The following is a 19,490-nucleotide window of genomic DNA, read 5'->3' as shown; positions in this document are numbered from 1 at the left end:
CGTCCTCAGGACGCGCGGGCGAGCTGCCGGATCGGGATCCAGCGGGACGCGAGCCGCCGGTAGGACGCAGCGGCACCCATCATGTCCGCCTCGGCGAGGCTCTCGATGCCCAGGCGGACATCCATCGGCGAATCGTCCGGGAACACGCGGTCGGCCACGGGTCCGTAGTCCACCTCTACCACGGCGTCGCGCCGGAACACCTCGAGCCACTCGACGATCTCCGTGAGTTCATCGAGCAGGTCCATCTCCGGAGCCCCGATGGCGAGCTGCGCCACCGAACGGCGTCCGCGGTCGATGCAGTCGCCGATCCTCGCCGTGATCCGCACCGTCGTGACGCGGCCGTCGTCCTCGACGACCTCCGTGAGGTCGTCCTCGTGGATCAGCGCGAACCAGGCGAAGGGCACGCCCCACGTCGCCGAGCGGGTATGGAGCTTCGCCACCGAATCGGCGAACGTGTCGGGGTCCAGCCTCGCCTGGTGCGCTTCGCGTGCGACGTCGGGAACGAGGACGTCGATCAGCGGGCCGCGCAGGCTCTGGTCGAGTGACTCCGCGGCGAGTGTGGTCCGGACGGCGAGCTGGTTGGGGCAGTAGTAGGGGGCCGTCGTGCCGTTCAGGCTCGGGAAGTGGGTCACCCGGACGAGGTCCGCCTCGTGGTGCGGGAACGGGTCCGACACGCTGCGCATGATGCGCCGCAGGGACTGCTCGTGCTCGATCGACTCGGTGAGGTCCCGCTCGCGCGCCCGCTGTTCCAGGATGGCCAGCTGCTGGGCGTCGGAGAAGGCGTCGAGCGGTTCGTAGACGCGGAGGTAGGAGACGTACGGGAACGGTCGGGCACCGCCCATGGGGCTCACGCTCCGTCGAGTTCCACGATGACGGGAGCATGGTCGGAGGCGCCCTTGCCCTTGCGCTCCTCGCGGTCCACGAAGGCGTTGGTGGCGCGCGCTGCCAGGGCGGGAGAGCCGAGGACGAAGTCGATGCGCATGCCCTCCTTCTTGGGGAACCGCAGCTGCTTGTAGTCCCAGTAGGTGTAGAGACCGGGCCCGGGCGTGTACGGGCGGGCGAGGTCGGCGAAGCCGGAGTCGAGGAAGGACTGGAAGGCAGCGCGCTCGGGCGGGCTGACATGGGTGTAGCCGCCGTCGACGAAGAGGTCGATGTCCCAGACGTCCTCGTCCCGCGGGGCGATGTTCCAGTCACCCATCAGGGCGATCTGGGCCTGCGGGTCCTCGGTGATCCAGCGCTGTGCATGGTTCCGGAGGGTGTCCAGCCAGTCGATCTTGTAGGGCATGTGCGGGTCGTCCAGCGCCCGTCCGTTCGGCACGTACAGGCTCCACACGCGTACTCCGCCACACGTCGCGGCGATGGCGCGTGCCTCCTGGACCGCCTCGGTGCCCGGCTTGCCGAAGGTCGGCTGGTCGGGGAAGGTGCGCTCGACGTCGTCGAGTCCCACGCGCGAGGCGATGGCGACGCCGTTCCACTGGCTGAGGCCGAAGTGCGCCACCTCGAAGCCGCTGTTCTCGAACAGCTCCCAGGGGAAGTTGTCGTCCTTGCACTTGGTCTCCTGGATGGCCAGGACGTCGACGTCGGACCTGTTCAGCCAGGCTTCGACGCGGTCTGCGCGGGCACGGAGGGAATTGACGTTCCAGGTGGCGATCTTCACGGACCCTACGTTACCAACGGCGGTGTTTACTCCCGCCACCACGAATCGAAGATGGTCACGGGCACCGTGCGCTTGTGCCGTGTGATCCAGTAGCGGTGCTCGATCGACTTCGCGGCGTCGGGATCGACCTCGCGCCCCTCGAGGTAGTCGTCGATCTGCTCGTAGGTGAGGCCGAGTTCGTGCTCGTCGGCCCGCCCGGGGAGGTCGTCGAGGAGATCCGCCGTCGGGATCTTGTCGTACAGTGCCGCAGGCGCGCCGAGCGCCTTGAGGAGGGCGCGGTTCTGGCGCTTGTTGAGGCCGAAGAGAGGCAGGATGTCCGCGCCGCCGTCACCGAACTTCGTGAAGAACCCGGTGACGGATTCCGCGCCGTGGTCCGTGCCGACCACGAGCAGGTTGTGCTGGCCGGCCATCGCGTACTGGGCGACCATGCGGGCGCGGGCCTTCGTGTTGCCCTTGGTGAAGTCCGAGATGCGCTCGCCGGTGGTCTGCGCGTACTCCTGCTGGATGCCGTCGACGGCGGGGGCCACGTTGAATACCCGGGACGTGCGGGGCTGGATGAAGTCGAGGGCCGCCTGGGCGTCGGCCTCGTCCTGCTGGACGTTGTAGGGCAGGCGCACCGCGAGGAAATCGGCGTCGACGCCCTCGGACCGCAGCTCGTCGACGGCGAGCTGGGCCAGCTTGCCGGCGAGGGTCGAATCGAGTCCGCCGCTGATGCCGAGGACGAACCCGCGGGTGCCGGTCGACCTGACGTAGTCCTTCAGGAAGGCGACCCGGCTGCGGACCTCCGCGGCCGGGTCGATGGTGGGCCTGACGCCCATTTCCTCGATGATCTGTGCCTGGAGTTCGCGCATGCCCCCAAGGCTACTCCCGTCGGGTTTCGGCAGCGTTACGCCGTGCACCGGTCCGGACCCGGGCCGGTGCACGCCGCCGGCCGGGAACCGGTCCTCAGGCGGGTACTCCCGCTGCCAGGTCGGCATCGCTCGGATAGCGCAGGCCGATCTGGCGGCGGGCCTCGTCGAGTACCTCCATCATCCGCACGGACTCGGCGGTCGTCATGAAGGGGCTCTCGGTCAGCCCGGCCTGCAGGCAGCGCGTCACCTCGCGCAGCTCGTAGACGAAACCGCTGCCGAAGACCTCGAAGCGCTCCGTGCGGAGGGTGCCCCGGCGGGGCTGGACGACGAGCTCTCCCGGGTTGAACAGGGGGGTGGACGAGCGCAGCCAGCCTTCCGTCCCGCTGATCGTGACCACGCTGGGGCTCTCGGCCCCGATCGACGTCGTCAGCTGGGCGTGCGCACCGTCGTCGTACGTCAGGGTCAGTGCGTTCTGGAGGTCCACGCCCTCGGGGGTGAGGGTGCCGCGGGCGGCGACGGCACCGGGTTCGCCGAGCGCCCCGAGCGCCCAGGTGAGCGGGTACACGGCGAGGTCGAGCAGGGCACCGCCGCCGGCCGCCGGGTCCCAGAGCCGGGACGCCGGATCGACCGGCGCGGTGAAGCAGAGGTCCGCCTGGAGCCAGCGCACCGTGCCGATCTCACCGGACCGCACGATCTGCAGGGCGCGACGGAAGCTGGGCAGGAAGCGGGTCCAGACCGCCTCCATGAGGAACAGGCCGCGCTCCCGCGCGAGGTCGGCGAGTTCGCGGGCCTGCTCGGCGTCCATGGTGATGGGCTTCTCGCACAGCACGTTCTTGCCGGCGTGGAGCGCGGCGAGGGCGACGGCGTGGTGCTGGGTGTGCGGCGTGGCGATGTAGACCACGTCGACGGCGGGGTCCGCGAGGAGCCGATCGTAGCCGGCGGCGCCGGCCGCGTCCCAGTAGGAGGTGGTGAAGCCGAAGCGCAGCGCGAAGGCCCGGGCGGAGGCCTCGCTGCGGGAACTCACGGCGTGCAGGACGGCGTCGTCGAGCAGGGCGAGGTCCTGCACCACGCGGGCGGCGATGGAGCCGGTGGCGACGACGCCCCACCGGATCGGGCGGCCCGTCGCGGTGGACGGGGCGATGGTGCTGACGGGAGCTGGAAGCATCGGGTGGGCCTTTCGGGAACGGGGCGGCGTGCAGGAGGGCACGCTGACGCGAGGGGTGCGGTCGGAGAACCGGGCGCGAGGATCCGGGACGTGGGTCGGGGAGGTGTGGTCGAGAGGTCGGGCCGGGTCAGACGGAATCGCGGAGGACGAGCGAGGTGGGCATCCTCGTCACGCGTTCCGCCGGTTTCCCCTCGATGAGGTTCACCAGCGTCTCGGCCATCTTCTTGCCGAGCTCGATGATCGGGTGGTGCACGGTGGTCAGCGCCGGCGTCACCGAGGTGGCGAAGGAGTCGTCGTCGAACCCGACGACGGCGACGTCCTCCGGGATGCGCAGCCCCCTGCCCTGGATGGCCGTGTAGGCGCCGGCCGCCATCTGGTCGTTGCCGACGAAGACGGCGTCGATCGGCGTGCCACGGTCGAGGAGGCGGTGCATGGCGCGGGCCCCGGAGGCGAGGGTGAAGTCCCCCACCTCCACGAGCCCCTCGGCCAGGCCCGCCTCCCGGACCGCGGTCCGCCAGCCAGCGAGGCGGTCGATGCCCGGGGGCATGTCCTGCGGTCCGGCGATCGTGGCCACGTGCCGCCGGCCGCTGTCGGTCAGCTGCCGGGTGGCGCTGTAGGCGGCCTGCTCGTTGTCGACCTCCACGTAGTAGCTCTCCCTGCCGCCCACGAGGGGGCGCCCGGCGAAGACCATGGGAAGCGACCCGGAGAGGTGCGTCCAGGAGTGGTCACCGCTGTGGTGCGAGACCACGAGGACGCCGTCCACGTTCCCGCCGAGGAGGAAGCTGCGCGTCTTCTCGGGCTTCGACTCCGAGGAGATCACCATGTTGAGCGTGTACTCCGTGTCGGTGAGGAAGAGTGCGATCCCCTGCACCACCGAGGCGAAGAACGGGTCCGCGAACACCTTGGACGTCGACTCCGGGACGATCAGCGTGACGGCGTTCGCCCGGCGCTTGGCCAGCGAACGCGCCGCGCGGTTCGGCGTGTAGTCGAGCGCGAGGATGGCCTTCTTCACGGACTGCGCGAGCTCCGGGTCGACGCTCGGCGAATCGTTGACGACACGGGACACGGTCGCGCGCGACACCCCGGCCAGGGCGGCCACCATCTCCAGGGTGGGGACCGGCCGGGGCCCGCCTGTGTCCTGTGTCATCGTCATCTCCGAAGCCTCGACAGTATGGCTGAAGCCTACGTCAGGCGCTCGCCCTGGTGAGGCGCGGGGCGGTGGCAGCGGAGATCACGCCGGCATAGGCCACGCCGCTGTCCTTCACCGTCCGCTCGAACGAGTCGTAGTCCACCCGGACGATCCCGAAGCGCTTCCCGTAGCCCCAGGACCACTCGAAGTTGTCGAGGAGGGACCAGACGAAGTAGCCGCGCACGTCCGCCCCCTGGTCGATGGCCTGCCCGACGGACGCGATGTGGTCGAGGATGAACGTCGTGCGTTCGGCGTCGTGCACCGCGCCGTCCGGGCTCACGACGTCGTCGTACGCCGCGCCGTTCTCCGTGATGTAGAGCGGGGGCAGCGAGTCGTACTCCTCGCCGAGGCGGACCAGGAGCTTCCGCAGGCCGTCCGGGTTGACCTCCCAGTTCATGGCGGTGCGCGGCAGCCCGCGGCTCGGGAAGGCGATGTCCTCCGAGCCGATCCAGCACGACGACGTCGGGCGGGTGGCGCCGCCCGAGTGGCCGTCGCCGCCCTCGTCGTCCCGGTGTCCGCTGATGAGGTCGTCGTGGTAGTGGTTCACGCCGAGGAAATCGATCGGTACCCCGATGATGTCGACGTCCCCGGGCCGGATGACGTCCCGGATGCCGAACTGCTCGAGGTCGGCGAGCGTGTCCTCGGGGTACGCCCCGCGGAGGATCGGATCGAGGAAGATCCGGTTCTGCAGCGAGTCGAACCGGCGCGCTGCGTCGAGGTCGATCGGATCCGCCGGGTCGCGGGGGATCGAGTTGCTGAGGTTGAGGGTGATCCCGAGGTGCTGGGCACCCCGGCCCCGGAGCTCGCCGACCACCAGCCCGTGGGCGAGGTGCTGGTGGTGGATCGCGGCGACGGCCGCCGCCGGGTCCTGCCGGCCGGGGGCGTGGACGCCCGCCGCGTAGCCCAGCAACGACGAGCAGAACGGCTCGTTGAACGTCGTCCAGTGCTCCACCCGGTCCCCGAGGGCCGAGTAGACGTCGTCGGCGTAGTCCACGAAGCGGTAGGCGGTGTCGCGGTTCGCCCAGCCGCCCTTCTCCTCCAGGGCCTGTGGCAGGTCCCAGTGGTACAGGGTCAGCCAGGGCAGGATACCGGCCTCGAGGAGTTCGTCCACGAGGCGGGAGTAGAAGTCCAGGCCCTCCGCATTGGCTGCCCGGTCGCCGGGCCGGACCCGGGACCAGCTCGTCGAGAAACGGTAGGAGCCGAGGCCGAGTTCCTTCATGATCCGGACGTCCTCGGGCATGCGGCGGTAGTGCTGCACGGCGTCGGTCAGGGTGTCGCCGTGCGCGATCGCGCCGGGTACCCGGGCGAAGGCGTCCCAGACGGAGTCCTCCTTGCCGCCCTCGTGACTGGCGCCCTCGACCTGCGCCGCAGCGGTGGCGGAGCCCCAGAGGAAGCCCTCGGGCCAGGTCCTGGCGGCGGCCGGGTGGGAGGACGGGTGGGACGGGGTTGTTGCGTCGAGTGGCATTAGCCCTTCACTGCTCCTTGCATGATTCCGGAAATGAGTTGACGGCCCGCGACGACGAAGAGCACCAGCAGCGGGAGGGTGGCCAGGACGGCGCCGGCGAGGACGATCGAGTAGTCCACGTACCGCGCCGACTGCAGCTGGCTGAGCGCCGTCTGCAGGGTGGGGTTGCCGGGACCGAGCACCAGCAGCGGCCAGAGGAAGTCGGTCCAGGCGGTCATGAACGTGAACAGACCCAGGATCGCCATGGCGGGACGGGCGGCGGGAAGAGCGACGTGCCAGAAGGTGGAGATCATGGATGCTCCGTCCATGCGGGCCGACTCGATGAGCTCGTCGGGGATGACGTCCACGAGGTACTGGCGCATGAAGAACACGCCGAACGCCGTCACGAGCGTGGGGATGACGACGGCGCCGATCTCACCGGTCCAGCCGAGCGTGCGCATCATCATGAACAGCGGGATGATGCCGAGCTGGGTCGGGATGGCCATGGTGGCGATCACCGCGACCATGAGGCCGGTGCGTCCCCGGAAGCGGAGCTTCGCGAACGAGTAGCCGGCCAGGGTCGAGAATGCGACGACCGACAGCGTGATGATGCCCGAGATCAGCACACTGTTGCCGAGGGCGAGCCAGAACGGGATGGTGTCGAAGACCTCGCCGACGTTCGTCCAGAAATTGCCGCCCGGGAACAGGGGCGGCCAGGTCTGGCCGAGGGCCTCGTTGGACCGGCTGCCGATGATGAGCGACCACCAGAGCGGATAGGCGGAGGCGAGAAAGAAGGCGAACAGCAGGCCGTAGGTCAGGAACCCGGGCCGCCGTCCGTTGCCGAGCAAGCCCTGTCGGAGGGAACGGCTCCGGTCGTTCGAGGCGCGCGGTCGCTGCGGCCTCGTCTCGGTGACGGTCATTGCCCACTCCTCGGTGTCGTGTCTGCTGGGGTGCCGGCCGGGTCCGCGGCCGGGTCGGGTGCCGGTCCGGCAGCGGGTGCCGGCGGCTGGGGGCCCGCTGCGGGGAGGACGACGGCGGGTGCCGGGAAGCGTCGGCGTCGGCGGCTGCCGGCACCCCTGCCCGGTCCGCGCCCGTCGCCGGTGGTGGCGATCCTCTGTGAGATCAGGTAGTTCACGAGGCCGAACAGCACGATGATGAGGAACAGGAGCCACGCGATGGTGGACGCCTTGCCGAAGTTCTGCCGCTGGAAGGCCATCTCGTAGAGGTAGAGCACGGTGGTCTGGAACTGCGCCGCGGTTCCCCCGTAGGTCCGCGGATCGAAGAGACGGGGCTCGGTGAAGATCTGCAGTCCGCCGATCGTCGCGGTGATGACCACGAAGATCATGGTGGGCCGGATGCTCGGAAGCGTGATGCTGAAGAAGCGGCGGAAGACTCCGGCACCGTCGATGGCAGCGGACTCGTAGATGTCGCGGGGGACGGACTGCATGGCTGCCAGCAGGATCAGGGCGTTGTAGCCGGTCCAGCGCCAGTTCACCATGGTGGCGATCGCGATGTGGCTCGGCAGGGTCTCGTTCGTCCACAGGATGCGGTCGAACCCGAAGCTCTCCAGGATGTTGTTGATCAGCCCGTACTGCTCACCGAAGAGGTTCGAGAAGATCAGGGCGACGGCGACGGGGGTCACGATGTAGGGGAGCAGGATGCTCATGCGCCAGAACGTCCTGGCGCGGAGGTTCTGGTCCAGCACGGCCGCGATGGCCGTGGCGACGATCAGCTGCGGGATGGTCGAGAGCAGGAAGATGCTCATCGTGTTGAACAGCGAGTTCCAGAAGAAGCGGTCCTGGAGGACTTCCTGGAAGTTGCGCAGGCCCACGAACTCGCCCTGCCCCTTGAGCAGGTGCCAGTCGAAGAGCGAGACGAAGAAGGTGTAGCCGAGGGGGAACAGGCCCACCAGGGCGAAGAGGAGGAAGAACGGGGAGATGTAGAGGTAGGGCGAGGCCTTCATGTCGAAGACGTTCAGTCGCTGGCGGAAGGTGAGCGTGGGTTTCGCAGGGGCAGGGCTGCTGGCTGCCGGGCGGTTCAGTGTCGTGGTCATGGGATTCCAGACTCCAGGGGGGGCCTCCGGTGCTGCCGGAGGCCCCGCGGCCGGTGCTGCTAGTTGTTCACGACGCGGTCGTTGAGGAGCTGGACGGCTTCGTTCCAGGCCTCGTCGGCTGTGCCCTCACCGGAGTCGAGGATCTTCAGGGCCGGTGCGAAGACGTTCTCCTGGATCTCCGAGTCCTGCGGGCCCTTGAACTGGGCCACGACGCCCTCGGCGCGCGAGGCGAAGATCTCGCCGTACGGTGCGTCGTTGAAGAGCTCGTTCGGGACGGCTGCCTCGACGATCTCCGCCTGGGCGTCCAGGGTGCTCGGGAAGTTGTTCGCGGCTGCGGACTGCTTGACCATCTGTTCGGGGGCGGTCAGCCACTGGGCGAGCTTGGCGGCCTCGGCGGGGTGCTCGGAGCTCTCGGGGACGGAGAGGAAGGCTCCTCCCCAGTTGGAGGCTCCGCCCGGGAAGATGTCGGCGACGTCCCAGCCGGTCTCGGGGCCGCCACCGGCTGCTTCGAGCTGCTCCTTGATGGTGCCGAGCATCCAGGCGGGGCAGACGTGGACCGCGAAGGAGCCATCCACGAAGGCCTTGCCCTTGCCCCAGTCGAACTGCTTCTGGTTGGCGGAGAGGCCGTCGGCGGTGCCGGCAGCGAGGAGGTCGAACTGGGCGCGCATCGCCTCGTTGCCCTCGATGTTCAGCTCGCCGTCGGCCGTGTAGTAGCCCTCGTCCATCTGGTTCACCATGGAGTTCCAGACGAACGCCGACTGGTCGTACCAGGCCTTGCCCGTGGTCTCGTGGTACTGGCGACCGAGGTCGAAGTAGGTCTCCCAGGTGGCGTCGTCGCCACCGAAGAGTTCGGCGACCTCTCCACGGTCGGTGGGCAGTCCCGCTGCCTCGAAGAGCTCCCGGTTGTAGCACAGCGCCTGGGGCCCGATGTCCGTGCCTAGGCCGATCACGCGGCCCTCGGGGTCGGTGCCCTGCTCGAACTTCCAGTCCACCCAGTTGTCCTTGATGTCCGCGGCGCCGTACTCGTTGAGGTCCACGAACTGGTCGGACACCTCCATGATGGAGCCGAGCCAGCCCTCCTCGACGGCCACGACGTCGCTGAGTCCGGAACCGGCCGCGAGCTTGGTGAACGCGTCGACGCGGGCGTTGGCGCTGCCGTCGATGTTGGTCGCCTCGATGGTCACGCCGGGGTTCTGCTCTTCGTATTCGGCGTACAGATCGTCGTAGCCGAACTGTCCGAAGGTGGTGACGGTCAGGTTGACGGGGTTGTCGGCACTGGCCGGTTCGTCGCTCCCTCCTCCGCTGCAGCCCGAGGCCACGATGGCCAGGGATGCGACGCCGGCGAGGGCTGTGATTTTCCTGAGTCGCGAGAATTCCACGATCACTCCTTTGTGTGTGTGAGCGACATACGCCGACGGGCGAGAGAGCGCTCTCTGGGATGTGCAACCACTGTATGTGCGCGAAGTCACAGCGTCAAGAGAGCGCTCTCTCGCGTCTCATCCACTGAGACTTACCGAGGACGACAGGGTTTTCGGGGTGCAATGAAGGCCCCGGACGACTCTGCCCACCCCGGCATGCGTCGGGGTGGGCAGAGGAGGGAGGGCCGCGACGAAGGGCGGGAGGTCTCTACTGACTGAAGGCGGCGTCGAAGGAGGTCTCCGACGGCGCGAAGTCGAAGCGCTTCAGGAAGGCGAGGGCTTCCGGCGCCCCCTGCAGCCGGTCCATGCCGGCGTCCTCCCATTCCACGGAGATGGGCCCGGTGTAGCCGATGGCCGTCAGGGCGCGGAAGCTGTCCTCCCAGGGCACGTCGCCGCGCCCGGTCGAGACGAAGTCCCAGCCGCGGCGCGGGTCGCCCCACGCGAGGTGGGAGGAGAGGATGCCGTTGCGCCCCCCGCCCATGCGCATCTTCGTGTCCTTGCAGTCCACGTGGTAGATCCGGTCCTTGAAGTCGGAGATGAAGGCCACCGGATCGATCTGCTGCCACAGGAAGTGGCTCGGATCCCAGTTCAGGCCGAAGGCGGGGCGGTGCCCGATGGCCTCGAGGGTTCGCTGGGTGGACCAGTAGTCGTAGGCGATCTCGGAGGGGTGGACCTCGTGGGCGAAGCGGACCCCGCACTCGTCGAAGACGTCGAGGATCGGGTTCCAGCGGTCCGCGAAGTCCTGGTAGCCGGCGTCGATCGTGGCGGCGGGGACCGGTGGGAACATGGCCACGTACTGCCAGATCGAGGAGCCGGTGAAACCGACGACGGTGTCCACGCCGAGCTTCCTGGCGAGCCGCGCGGTCAGCTTCATCTCCTCCGCGGCCCGCCGGCGCACGCCCTCCGGGTCGCCGTCGCCCCAGACCTTCGGGCCGACGATCGCCTGGTGGCGGAAATCGATGGGGTTGTCGCAGACGGCCTGGCCCTTGAGGTGGTTCGAGATGGCCCAGACCTTCAGCCCGTTGCGCTCGAGGATGTCGAGCCGGTCCTGGATGTAGGCGTCGTCGTCCCAGCGCCAGGCGTCGAGGTGGTCGCCGGAGACGGCGATCTCCAGTCCGTCGTAGCCCCACCGGCCGGCGAGCTCGGCGACCTTCTCGAAGGGGAGATCGGCCCATTGGCCTGTGAACAGGGTGAAGTTGCGGGTCATGCGGGCTCCTTGGCTGGGTGGTCCGGTGGGTGTGGCGGTTCGGGCGGCGGGACTGCGGCGGGACCGCGGTGGGGTCGGCGCAGTCAGGGCCGGACGATCGCGCTCGCGTTCGCCGCGCTCGCCTCGAGCGCACCGAGGACCTGCTGCACCCTCAGGCCGTCCTCGAACGATGGCGAGGGGGCGCGGTTGCTGCGGATGGCGTCGAGGAAGTCGGCGGCCTGGCTGGTGAACGAGGAGTCCCAGCCAAGGGTGTGCCCCGCCGGCCACCAGGCGTCGAGGTAGGGGTGCTGCGGCTCGGTGACGAGGATGCGGGCGAAGCCCTGCTCCGTGCCGGGGGCGTCGGAGGCGAAGTACTCGAGCTCGTTGAGCCGTTCGAGGTCGAACCGGAGCGCACCACGGGAGCCGTACACCTCGATCTGCAGGGCGTTCTTGCGCCCGGTGGCGAAGCGGGAGACCTCCAGGCTGACGACGGCACCGGATGCCGTATGCAGGGTGGCCCAGGCGGCGTCGTCGACCGTGACGGGTTCCGGGCCGTCCGGCCCCGGCCGCTCCGTCACGAAGGTGTTCACGGTGCCGGAGACGCCGACCACCTGCGCGTCGAGGAGGAAGTGGACCTGGTCGACGGCGTGGGACGCGAGGTCGCCGAGCGCGCCCGAGCCGGCGGTCTCCCTGCGGAGGCGCCAGGTCATCGGTGCCCGTTCGTCCGCGAGCCAGTCCTGCAGGTAGCTGATGCGGACCTGCCGCACGTCGCCCACGCGGCCGTCGGCGATCATCGCCCGTGCCTGTGCGAGGGCGGGCAGCCTGCGGTAGTTGAAGGCGACCATCGACTGGACGCCGCGGTCGCGGGCGGCCGCCGCGACGGCCGCGAGTTCCTCCGCCTCCGCGACGGTGTTGGCCAGGGGTTTCTCGAGCAGCACGTGCTTGCCGGCCTGCAGCGCGGCGATGGCCTGCTCGGCGTGGAGGTGGCCCGGCGTGCAGATGTCGACGATGTGGATGTCGTCCCGCTCCAGGACGGAGCGCCAGTCCGTCGTGCTCTCCTGCCACCCGTACCGGCGTGCGGCATCCTCCACCTGCGCCGCGTCCCGCCCCACGATGACCTTCTGCTCGATCGCGGGCGAGTCGTAGAAGGAGCCGACATTCCGCCAGGCGTTCGAGTGGGCCTTCCCCATGAAGGAGTAGCCGAGGACGGCGACGCCCAGGGTAGCGGTGCGGGAACCTGCGGCGTCGGCGGGAGCCGGCACGGTGGTCGTCATGGTGTATCTCCTTGAAGGGCCAGGGCGGCCCGGGACTGGGATGGATCGGTGCGGCGGAGGAAGGCCAGGCCGTCCTCCGCCAGCCGGTCCTGGGACGGCGCCAGGGGGCGCCAGACGGCTGCGGCCGTGGCGATGCTCGCGTTGTGCGCGGTGAAGCTCTCGATGTTCAGCGGTCCGCGGTACTGCACATCGTCGAGGGCGGCGAACACGCCCTGCCAGTCCGTCTGGTCCCCGCCAGGCGCACCGCGGTCGTTGCCGCAGACCTGGAGGTGGACCAGGTGCGGTCCGGCTGCCCGGATGGCATCGGCGGACGATCTCTCCTCGATATTCAGATGATAGGTGTCGAGCGCGAGTCCCACGCCCCGCCCGAGCAGCGGCTGCAGTATCTCGAGGGCCTGCTCCACCGTGTTGACGAGCGAGGTCTCGTACCGGTTCAGCGGCTCGATCCCGAGGACCACGCCGGCCTCGACCGCCCGGTCGGCCACGGGAGCGAGGTTGTCCCGCAGCTCGGCGCAGGCGGCCGCGCGTCCGTCGTCGTCCATCCGCCAGAGCCGGCCCGTGTGCGCGTAGAAGGGGCCGCACACGCTCGCGGCACCGACGGCGGCGGCGAGGTCGATGCAGTCCTGGAGATAGCGCTGGGTCGACCGGATGGTGGCCTCCGGGGCGCCCACCAGCTCCCGGCCGGGCGCCATCGCCCCGACGATCGTGGGTACCAGGCCGGTCTCGGCCAGGATCTCGCGCAGCGCCGGGGCGGTAAGGTCCCCGGCGTCCTCGAGGGGGAGCTCCACGCCGTCGAAACCCATCCCGGCGATCCTCCGCAGGAGGGGAGGCAGGTCCGCGTCGGTCAGCGGGGATGTCCAGACCCACGTGTTGATCCCGAGGGTGCGGGCGATGCCGTCGTTCACGGTCCTGCCTCCTTCCGTTCCGTTCCGTGGTGGTGCGGCGGGCGTCAGGGGATCTGGCGGTCCTGCCAGACCTGCGGGTAGCCGGGGAGGTCCTCTCCGCCGAACTTGGCGTAGTGGCCGTCCGGCATGCCCTCGTTGGCGGTCAGGAACTCACCGCGTTCGTCCTCGGTGATCGGCGACTGGGGCAGGACCCACTCCGCCGGGACCTCCTCGCCCGCGAAGATCTTCTCCAGGGCGAGCAGCGGGGTGCGCCACTGGAAGTTCGAGTACACCGGCGCCAGCGCGTCGATGCCCGTCTCGTCCCACTTGCGCAGGAAGCTCATCTCGTCCTCGCCCGTCATGACGGGGAGGTCCGCCCCGGCGTCCTCGAACGCCTCGATCGCGGCGACGGCGCCGTCACCGGCGTCCATCCAGACTCCCTGCACGTCCCCGGTGGCGAGTTCGTCCGAGATGATCGACTTGATCTCCACCGGATCGGCACCGGTGAAGTAGTCGACCGCCTCGATGCCGTTCTCCTCGAAGATGCGCTCGGCCGCGGCCCAGCGCTGTTCCAGGACGTCGACGCCGGGGAGGATCCGCAGGGCCACCACCTTGTCGCCCTCACCGAGGCGCTCGCTGAGGAACTCCGCGGTGTCGATACCCCAGGCGAAGCCGCCGATCGGGTGGATGAAGGTGACGGCGCAGTCGGTCTGGACGCCACGGTCGAACACGATCACGGGCTTGCCGGTCTCGCACGCGCGCTCGACGGCGGGCGTCATGGCCGCCGTGGAGTTCGGGGAGATGATGAAGGCGTCGCAGTTCCCCTCGGCGATGAAGTAGTCGATGTCCGCGATCTGCGTGTTGTCGTCGTCCTGCGCGTCACGCGTCTCCATCTCCGAGATGACGCCGGAGTCCTGCAGCACCTGCAGCTGCTGGTTCATGGTGATCCAGCCCGTCTGCCGCCACGGGTTCGAGATCGACGCGTTGGAGAAGCACGCCTTCTGCGGTCCCTCGGCCGCGAAGGCGGAGGTGTCCTTCATCTCGCCGTCGATGTACTGCAGGTACGGCTGCTCGGGGTCGCCCTCGAAGGAGGCCGAGCGCTGCTGGTCCTGCTCGTCGTAGACGGCCTGGTCGAACCATTCCGTGCTGTCCTCGCTGGGTTGCGCGGCGGCGGTCTCCTCGGCGACCGCGCTCTCCTCCGCGGCCGGCGGATTCTCGATGGACGAGTCGGTGGTGCAGGCGGTCAGGGCGAGCAGCGACGTCGCTGCGATCACCGTGACCTTGCCCAGGATGCTTCCACGCATCATGTTCCTCCCTCATTGGTGCCCGGTGCGGGCTGCGGTGCTGTTATCGGACGGTGCTGGTCATGGGCCCGGGTGCTGGCGCCCCTGCGCTTGCGCTGCCAGTTCCGGGACGCCGCGGCGACGGCGACGATGATGATGGCGCCCTGCACGCTGTCGCGCCAGGTGGATTCGACGCCGAGGAAGTTCAGGAGCGTGAAGAGCAGTTCGAGGGCGAACGCGCCGGCGGCAGCGGACAGCACCCAGCCGCGACCGCCGCCCAGCACCACCCCGCCGAGGACGACGGCGGTGATCGCCGTGAATTCGTAGCCCTGGCCCACCGACGGGTGGACCCCCGCATAGCCCACGAGGATCACGCCTGCCACGGTCGCCGCGAGGGAGGACAGCATGAAGGCCCGGGTCCGGACCCACCACACCGGCGCGCCGGTCAGTGCGGCGGCGCGGTCGTTGTCGCCGACGGCCACGAGGGTCCGCCCGTAGGGCCGGCGCATGAGCCAGAAGGCGGCGGCCGCGGTGACGGCGAGGATGATCACGGGGTAGGGGAGGATCTCGAGGACGGGGACGTCCCGGATGCCGCCACGGCCGATCTGCCGGAAGCTGTCGGCCGGATTGCCGGTCGCGGCGCCGCCGGTCCAGTACAGCACCAGGCCGAGCAGCGCGAGCATGGTCCCGAGGGTCACGATGAAGCTGGGCACCTTCAGCAGGGTGGTGACGAGGCCGTTCACCAGCCCCACGAACGCCCCGAACGCGATCATCAGGAGCAGGACGGGGAGGGTGCGCGACTCGTCCTCGCCGACCAGGTTGCCGGCGATGATGACCTGGGCGGTGACCACCGATCCCATGGAGAGGTCGAACTCGCCGGAGACGATGACGAAGTACTGCCCGATCGCCGCGATGGCGATGGGGGCCGTGCGGCCGATGAAGCGGATCAGCGAGCCCGGCTCGCCGAACGAGGGGTTCGCCGCCAGGACGGCGGCCAGGAGGACGGCGACGAGGACGAAGATCGCCCCGCTCGGTGTGCGCAGCGCGCGCAGGACGCGCTCGCCGCGGGGAGAGCGGTTCTGCTGGAGGACGGCGCGTCCTGTGGCCACGCTCATGCCGGTACCTCGTTCCGCGTGCCCGGTCCTTCGCCCGCCGACGAGCCGTCCGGGCCGCCGGGCCTGCGCCGCGGTGTCCCGGGGCCCGCCGGCGGGCGGTCCTCGCCCTGCCGGGCCGGGCCGCGGCCGAACCGGGCCGGCCGGTGGACGGTCCGGCGCCGCGCGTACACGGCCACGGACACGACGATCACGATGCCGCGGACCACGTCCTTGAGGAAGGGGTTGATCTGCAGCACGCTCATGATGTTGTCCAGCATGGCGAAGATGAGGACGCCGCCCAGCGTGCCGATGAGGGAGCCCTTGCCGCCCGCGAGCAGTGTCCCGCCGAGGACGACGGCTGCGATCGACAGCAGGTCGTAGCCGCCCTGCGAGCCGATGGTGGGGCTGCCGACGCCGAGGCGTGCGGCCAGCAGCAGGCCGGCGAGCCCCGCCAGGGTGGAGCAGATGACGTGCGCCGCGAGCACCGGCGTCCGGGTCCTGACGCCGGACATCCTCGCGACGGAGGCATCACCCCCGACGGCGTAGATGGCGTGCCCGAGCCGCGTGCTGTTGAGCATGACCAGTACGACGGCGGCACAGGCGAGCATGATGAGCGTGGAGACGGGGACGGGACCGATGCCCGTGGCCCCGATGAGGCGGAACGCGAGGGGCGCCTGGCCCGAGCTGCCCTGGTAGGTGGACCCGAGGTAGCCGCTGACGATCAGGCCCATGCCGAGGGTGGCGATGAAGCCGTGCACCTTCAGCCCGGCCACCACGGCTCCGTTGGCCAGGCCGATGAGGGCGGAGACGAGGAGCGCCACGATCACGGCGGGCAGGATGTTCGCCGGCTGATCGGCCATGATGCCGGCTCCGATGAGGCTCGACAGGCTGATCACGTAGGGGACGGAGAGGTCGAGGCTTCCCACGAGGATGACGAGTGTCTGCCCGATGGCGATGAACCCGAGGATGCTCGTCCCGGTCAGGATGTCGGAGATGTTGCCGGTGCTGAAGAAGCTCCGGCCGGTGGAACCCACGAGGACGATTCCCGCGACGACGGTCACCAGCGCCACGAGGTAGACGATGTTCGTCGAGCTCAGGCGCCTCATGACCGCACCTCGCGGGCGCCGGTGGCGAGGCGCAGCACCTGTTCCTCCGACGCTCCGGGCGGTAGTTCCCCGGCGATGCGCCCGTCCCGCAGCACGATCACGCGGTCGGACATCCCGAGTACCTCGGGCAGTTCGCTCGAGACCATGAGGATGGCCCTGCCTTCCCGCGCCAGCTGGCGCATCAGGGAGTAGACGGCGACCTTCGCCCCGACGTCGATCCCGCGCGTCGGCTCGTCGAGCAGGACGACCAGGGGATCGATCGCCAGCCATTTGGCGAGGACGACTTTCTGCTGGTTGCCGCCGGAGAGGAACTGCACTTCCTGGTCGAGGTCGCGGGCGACGACCTCCAGCGACGAGAACACCCCCGGTGCATCCCGGCGGGCCGCAGCGGTGCGCCGGGGATGGACCGAGCGCACCACGCTGAGCGCGTTGTCGAGGATGGACTGGTTGAGGCTGAGCCCCTGTGCCTTGCGGTCCTCCGTGATGAGCGCGACGCGGTGGCGGATGGCGTCCCTCGGCGAGCGCGGCCGGTAGGTCCTGCCTTCGACCGTCATCGCGCCGCGCGTGAAGCCCTCCGCGCCGAAGATCGCCTCGACCAGCTCCGTCCGACCCGATCCCTGGAGACCCGCGACCCCGACGATCTCCCCCGCGCGGAGGGAGAGGCCGACGTCGTCGAGCTGGTCGTTGCCGCCGCCGCTGATCTCCAGCAGCGGTTCCCCGACGGCGGTGCCCGGCAGCGCCTCGGGGAAGTAGGCCGAGATGGGCCGGCCCACCATGGCGCGGACCAGTGAGGCGTCGTCGAGCTCGGCCGCGGGGGACGAGGTGACGATCCGCCCGTCCTTGAGCACCGTGATGGTGTCACACAGGTCGAAGATCTCCTTCAACCGGTGGGACACGTAGAGGATGGCCGTGCCCCGCTTCCGCAGGCGGTCGATGATGCCGTAGAGGAGCTCGACCTCCGGTCCGGCGAGAGCCGCGGTGGGCTCGTCCATCGAGATGATCCTGGCGTCGTAGCTCACGGCCTTCGCGATCTCGACGATCTGCTGCTGCGCCACCGAGAGCGAGCTGACCGACGCCGTCGGCCGGATGGTCGTGATGCCGAGGTGCTCCAGCAGTTCCGCGGTGCGCTGGTTCATGGCCCGGCGGTCGACGAGGAGTCCCTTCCGCGGTTCCCGGCCGAGGTAGATGTTCTGTGCGACGGTCCGCTCGGGCAGCAGGTTGAACTCCTGGAAGACCGTGGACAGCCCGGCGCGGTGCGCCTGCACGGGGTGCGTGAAGTCCACCGGCTGCCCGTCGAGTTCGATGCGTCCCGCGTCGCGGACGTACACGCCTGCGAGCAGCTTCATGAGCGTCGATTTCCCGGCGCCGTTCTCGCCCACGAGTCCGTGGACCTCGCCGGGGAAGAGCTCGAGGGCTGCGTCCTGGAGGACGGGTACCCCGAAGAAACTCTTCGAGAGTCCCGAGACATGCAGGATCGGAGCCGGTGCCCCGCTGGTGCTGACGTCGTCGTCCACGCGCCTACTGTGACACGGCGCCCCCACTTCTGTCGAGCAACATGCAAAAGACGGCTACAGACTCGGGAAAGGGGTGCGTGCTTTACTGGAAAGGTGTCCCTTCCCCTGCCCCACGCGGCGCCGACGAGCCATGGCGGGCCCCGCCAGCGGCTCCTCGGCCCTCCGCCCACGGGAGCCAGTGAGATCTTCCAGGTGCTCAGGGACGGCAGGCCGCGGACCCGGGCCGAACTCGCGCAGATCACCGGGCTGGCGCGCTCCACGGTCGCCGCACGGGTGGACACCCTCATGGCGCTGGGCCTCGTGTCGCCGACCGGCGGAGCGGTGTCCACGGGAGGCCGGCCACCCTCGCTGTTCGCACTCAACCCGGCCGCCCGCGTCGTCGTCGGGGCGGACCTCGGAGCGACCCACGCCATCGTCATCCTCACGGATCTCGCGGGCACGGAACTGGGCAGGGAACGCCAGGACCTCAGCATCGCCGACGGACCGGTCGCCGTCCTGGGCTGGCTGATCTCGGCCGTCGACCGGCTCCTCCGGGGGGCGGACCGCGCGCCCGCGGAGCTCGCAGCCATCGGGATCGGCCTGCCCGGTCCGGTGGAACACGACACGGGCCGGCCCATCAATCCCCCGATCATGCCGGGCTGGGACCGGTTCGACGTGCCCGGGCTGGTCCAGGGCAGCTTCGACGTCCCGGTGCTCGTGGACAACGACGTCAACATCATGGCGCTGGGCGAGCAGAGCGCCAACTGGCCCGACACCACCGACCTGATGTTCATCAAGGTGGCCACCGGCATCGGCGCAGGGATCATCTCCGGCGGTGTCCTCCAGCGCGGGGCGCAGGGCACCGCGGGCGATCTCGGCCACGTCCGCGTCCCGAGGGCGAGCGACCGGCTCTGCAGGTGCGGCAACACCGGGTGCCTCGAGGCGCTGGCCGGCGGGCCCGCGCTCGCCGCGGCCCTCAACGAGTCGGCGCAGGTCCCCCTCACGGGCAGCCGGGACGTCATCGAGCTGGTCCGCTCCGGTGACGCCACCGCACTGCAGGCGATCCGGCAGGCCGGACGGGACATCGGGGACGTCCTGGCGACCTGCGTCAACCTGATCAATCCGTCGGTGGTCGTCATCGGCGGGTCCCTCGCCCAGGCCGGCGAACACCTGCTGGCGGGTGTCCGCGAGATCGTCTACAAGCGCTCGCTGCCGCTGGCGACGGAGCACCTGCGGATCGTCCCCTCGGTGTCCGGGCAGAGCGCGGGTGTGGCGGGCGCCGCGGTGCTGGCGATCTCCCATGTGCTCTCCCCGGAGGCCATCGACGCCGCCGGCGCACGCCTGGCGGGCTGACCCGATCCGGCTACCCGGTCCGCAGCGTACCCCGCCGGCC

At 69.9% G+C, this 19,490-nt stretch carries 17 protein-coding genes; 1 reads left to right on the top strand and 16 read right to left on the bottom strand.

The features are described 5' to 3' along the window. Positions 1 to 5: 5 nt before the first annotated feature. The 16 genes from AC0Z9V_RS13315 to AC0Z9V_RS13240 form a co-directional block, all read right to left on the bottom strand. Positions 6 to 842: a DUF8083 family protein gene (locus AC0Z9V_RS13315; protein ID WP_133080262.1), complete on the bottom strand. Its 837-nt coding sequence runs from the start codon at positions 840 to 842 to the stop codon at positions 6 to 8. Between the two features lie 5 nt (positions 843 to 847). Further along, entirely contained in the window at positions 848 to 1,657 is an 810-nt protein-coding gene (locus AC0Z9V_RS13310) for an exodeoxyribonuclease III (protein ID WP_208740324.1), read from the bottom strand. A 26-nt stretch (positions 1,658 to 1,683) separates the two neighbouring features. Then, on the bottom strand, positions 1,684 to 2,508 hold the full coding sequence (gene nadE / locus AC0Z9V_RS13305; RefSeq protein ID WP_485141792.1) for an ammonia-dependent NAD(+) synthetase: 825 nt from the start codon (positions 2,506 to 2,508) through the stop codon (positions 1,684 to 1,686). A gap of 94 nt (positions 2,509 to 2,602) precedes the next feature. Beyond that, complete coding sequence (locus tag AC0Z9V_RS13300) at positions 2,603 to 3,673, bottom strand: Gfo/Idh/MocA family protein (RefSeq protein ID WP_133080265.1); 1,071 nt, start codon at positions 3,671 to 3,673, stop codon at positions 2,603 to 2,605. A 127-nt stretch (positions 3,674 to 3,800) separates the two neighbouring features. Beyond that, positions 3,801 to 4,820, bottom strand: coding sequence for a LacI family DNA-binding transcriptional regulator (locus tag AC0Z9V_RS13295; RefSeq protein WP_459268812.1), 1,020 nt, complete (start codon positions 4,818 to 4,820; stop codon positions 3,801 to 3,803). Positions 4,821 to 4,860: 40 nt separating this feature from the next. Further along, the gene (locus tag AC0Z9V_RS13290; protein WP_485141791.1) at positions 4,861 to 6,327 is read right to left on the bottom strand and encodes a GH1 family beta-glucosidase; all 1,467 of its coding nucleotides are present in this window, start codon (positions 6,325 to 6,327) and stop codon (positions 4,861 to 4,863) included. Beyond that, the gene (locus tag AC0Z9V_RS13285) at positions 6,327 to 7,226 is read right to left on the bottom strand and encodes a carbohydrate ABC transporter permease (RefSeq protein WP_133080268.1); all 900 of its coding nucleotides are present in this window, start codon (positions 7,224 to 7,226) and stop codon (positions 6,327 to 6,329) included. The genes AC0Z9V_RS13290 and AC0Z9V_RS13285 overlap by 1 nt, the downstream gene beginning before the upstream one ends. Next, on the bottom strand, positions 7,223 to 8,359 hold the full coding sequence (locus AC0Z9V_RS13280) for a carbohydrate ABC transporter permease (protein WP_485141790.1): 1,137 nt from the start codon (positions 8,357 to 8,359) through the stop codon (positions 7,223 to 7,225). The genes AC0Z9V_RS13285 and AC0Z9V_RS13280 overlap by 4 nt, the downstream gene beginning before the upstream one ends. A 59-nt stretch (positions 8,360 to 8,418) precedes the next feature. After that, complete coding sequence (locus AC0Z9V_RS13275; RefSeq protein ID WP_133080270.1) at positions 8,419 to 9,738, bottom strand: ABC transporter substrate-binding protein; 1,320 nt, start codon at positions 9,736 to 9,738, stop codon at positions 8,419 to 8,421. A 247-nt stretch (positions 9,739 to 9,985) separates the two neighbouring features. Then, positions 9,986 to 10,984 (bottom strand): sugar phosphate isomerase/epimerase family protein, encoded by a 999-nt coding sequence (locus tag AC0Z9V_RS13270; RefSeq protein WP_485141789.1) that lies wholly within the window; start codon positions 10,982 to 10,984, stop codon positions 9,986 to 9,988. Positions 10,985 to 11,067: 83 nt separating this feature from the next. Continuing rightward, entirely contained in the window at positions 11,068 to 12,237 is a 1,170-nt protein-coding gene (locus tag AC0Z9V_RS13265) for a Gfo/Idh/MocA family protein (protein ID WP_485141788.1), read from the bottom strand. Beyond that, positions 12,234 to 13,142: a sugar phosphate isomerase/epimerase family protein gene (locus AC0Z9V_RS13260; protein WP_347876212.1), complete on the bottom strand. Its 909-nt coding sequence runs from the start codon at positions 13,140 to 13,142 to the stop codon at positions 12,234 to 12,236. Before AC0Z9V_RS13260 ends, AC0Z9V_RS13265 begins: the two co-directional genes overlap by 4 nt. 44 nt (positions 13,143 to 13,186) lie before the next feature. Then, entirely contained in the window at positions 13,187 to 14,425 is a 1,239-nt protein-coding gene (locus tag AC0Z9V_RS13255; protein ID WP_485141880.1) for a substrate-binding domain-containing protein, read from the bottom strand. Continuing rightward, positions 14,425 to 15,519, bottom strand: coding sequence for an ABC transporter permease (locus AC0Z9V_RS13250; RefSeq protein WP_208739959.1), 1,095 nt, complete (start codon positions 15,517 to 15,519; stop codon positions 14,425 to 14,427). Before AC0Z9V_RS13250 ends, AC0Z9V_RS13255 begins: the two co-directional genes overlap by 1 nt. After that, positions 15,516 to 16,604, bottom strand: a complete 1,089-nt coding sequence (locus AC0Z9V_RS13245; protein ID WP_133080274.1) for an ABC transporter permease — start codon at positions 16,602 to 16,604, stop codon at positions 15,516 to 15,518. The genes AC0Z9V_RS13250 and AC0Z9V_RS13245 overlap by 4 nt, the downstream gene beginning before the upstream one ends. Further along, positions 16,601 to 18,118 carry a sugar ABC transporter ATP-binding protein gene (locus tag AC0Z9V_RS13240; protein WP_485141787.1) on the bottom strand — a complete coding sequence of 506 codons (1,518 nt, stop codon included), beginning with the start codon at positions 18,116 to 18,118 and terminating at the stop codon, positions 16,601 to 16,603. The genes AC0Z9V_RS13245 and AC0Z9V_RS13240 overlap by 4 nt, the downstream gene beginning before the upstream one ends. Before the next feature lie 183 nt (positions 18,119 to 18,301). Here AC0Z9V_RS13240 and AC0Z9V_RS13235 point away from each other — a divergent pair, with 183 nt between their 5' ends. Beyond that, on the top strand, positions 18,302 to 19,450 hold the full coding sequence (locus AC0Z9V_RS13235) for an ROK family transcriptional regulator (RefSeq protein ID WP_485141879.1): 1,149 nt from the start codon (positions 18,302 to 18,304) through the stop codon (positions 19,448 to 19,450). Positions 19,451 to 19,490: the final 40 nt, after the last annotated feature.

This window comes from Arthrobacter sp. UYP4, assembly GCF_057291175.1.
Note: the sequence above shows the minus strand (reverse complement) of the source record. Positions and strands in the feature narration are given on the sequence as shown.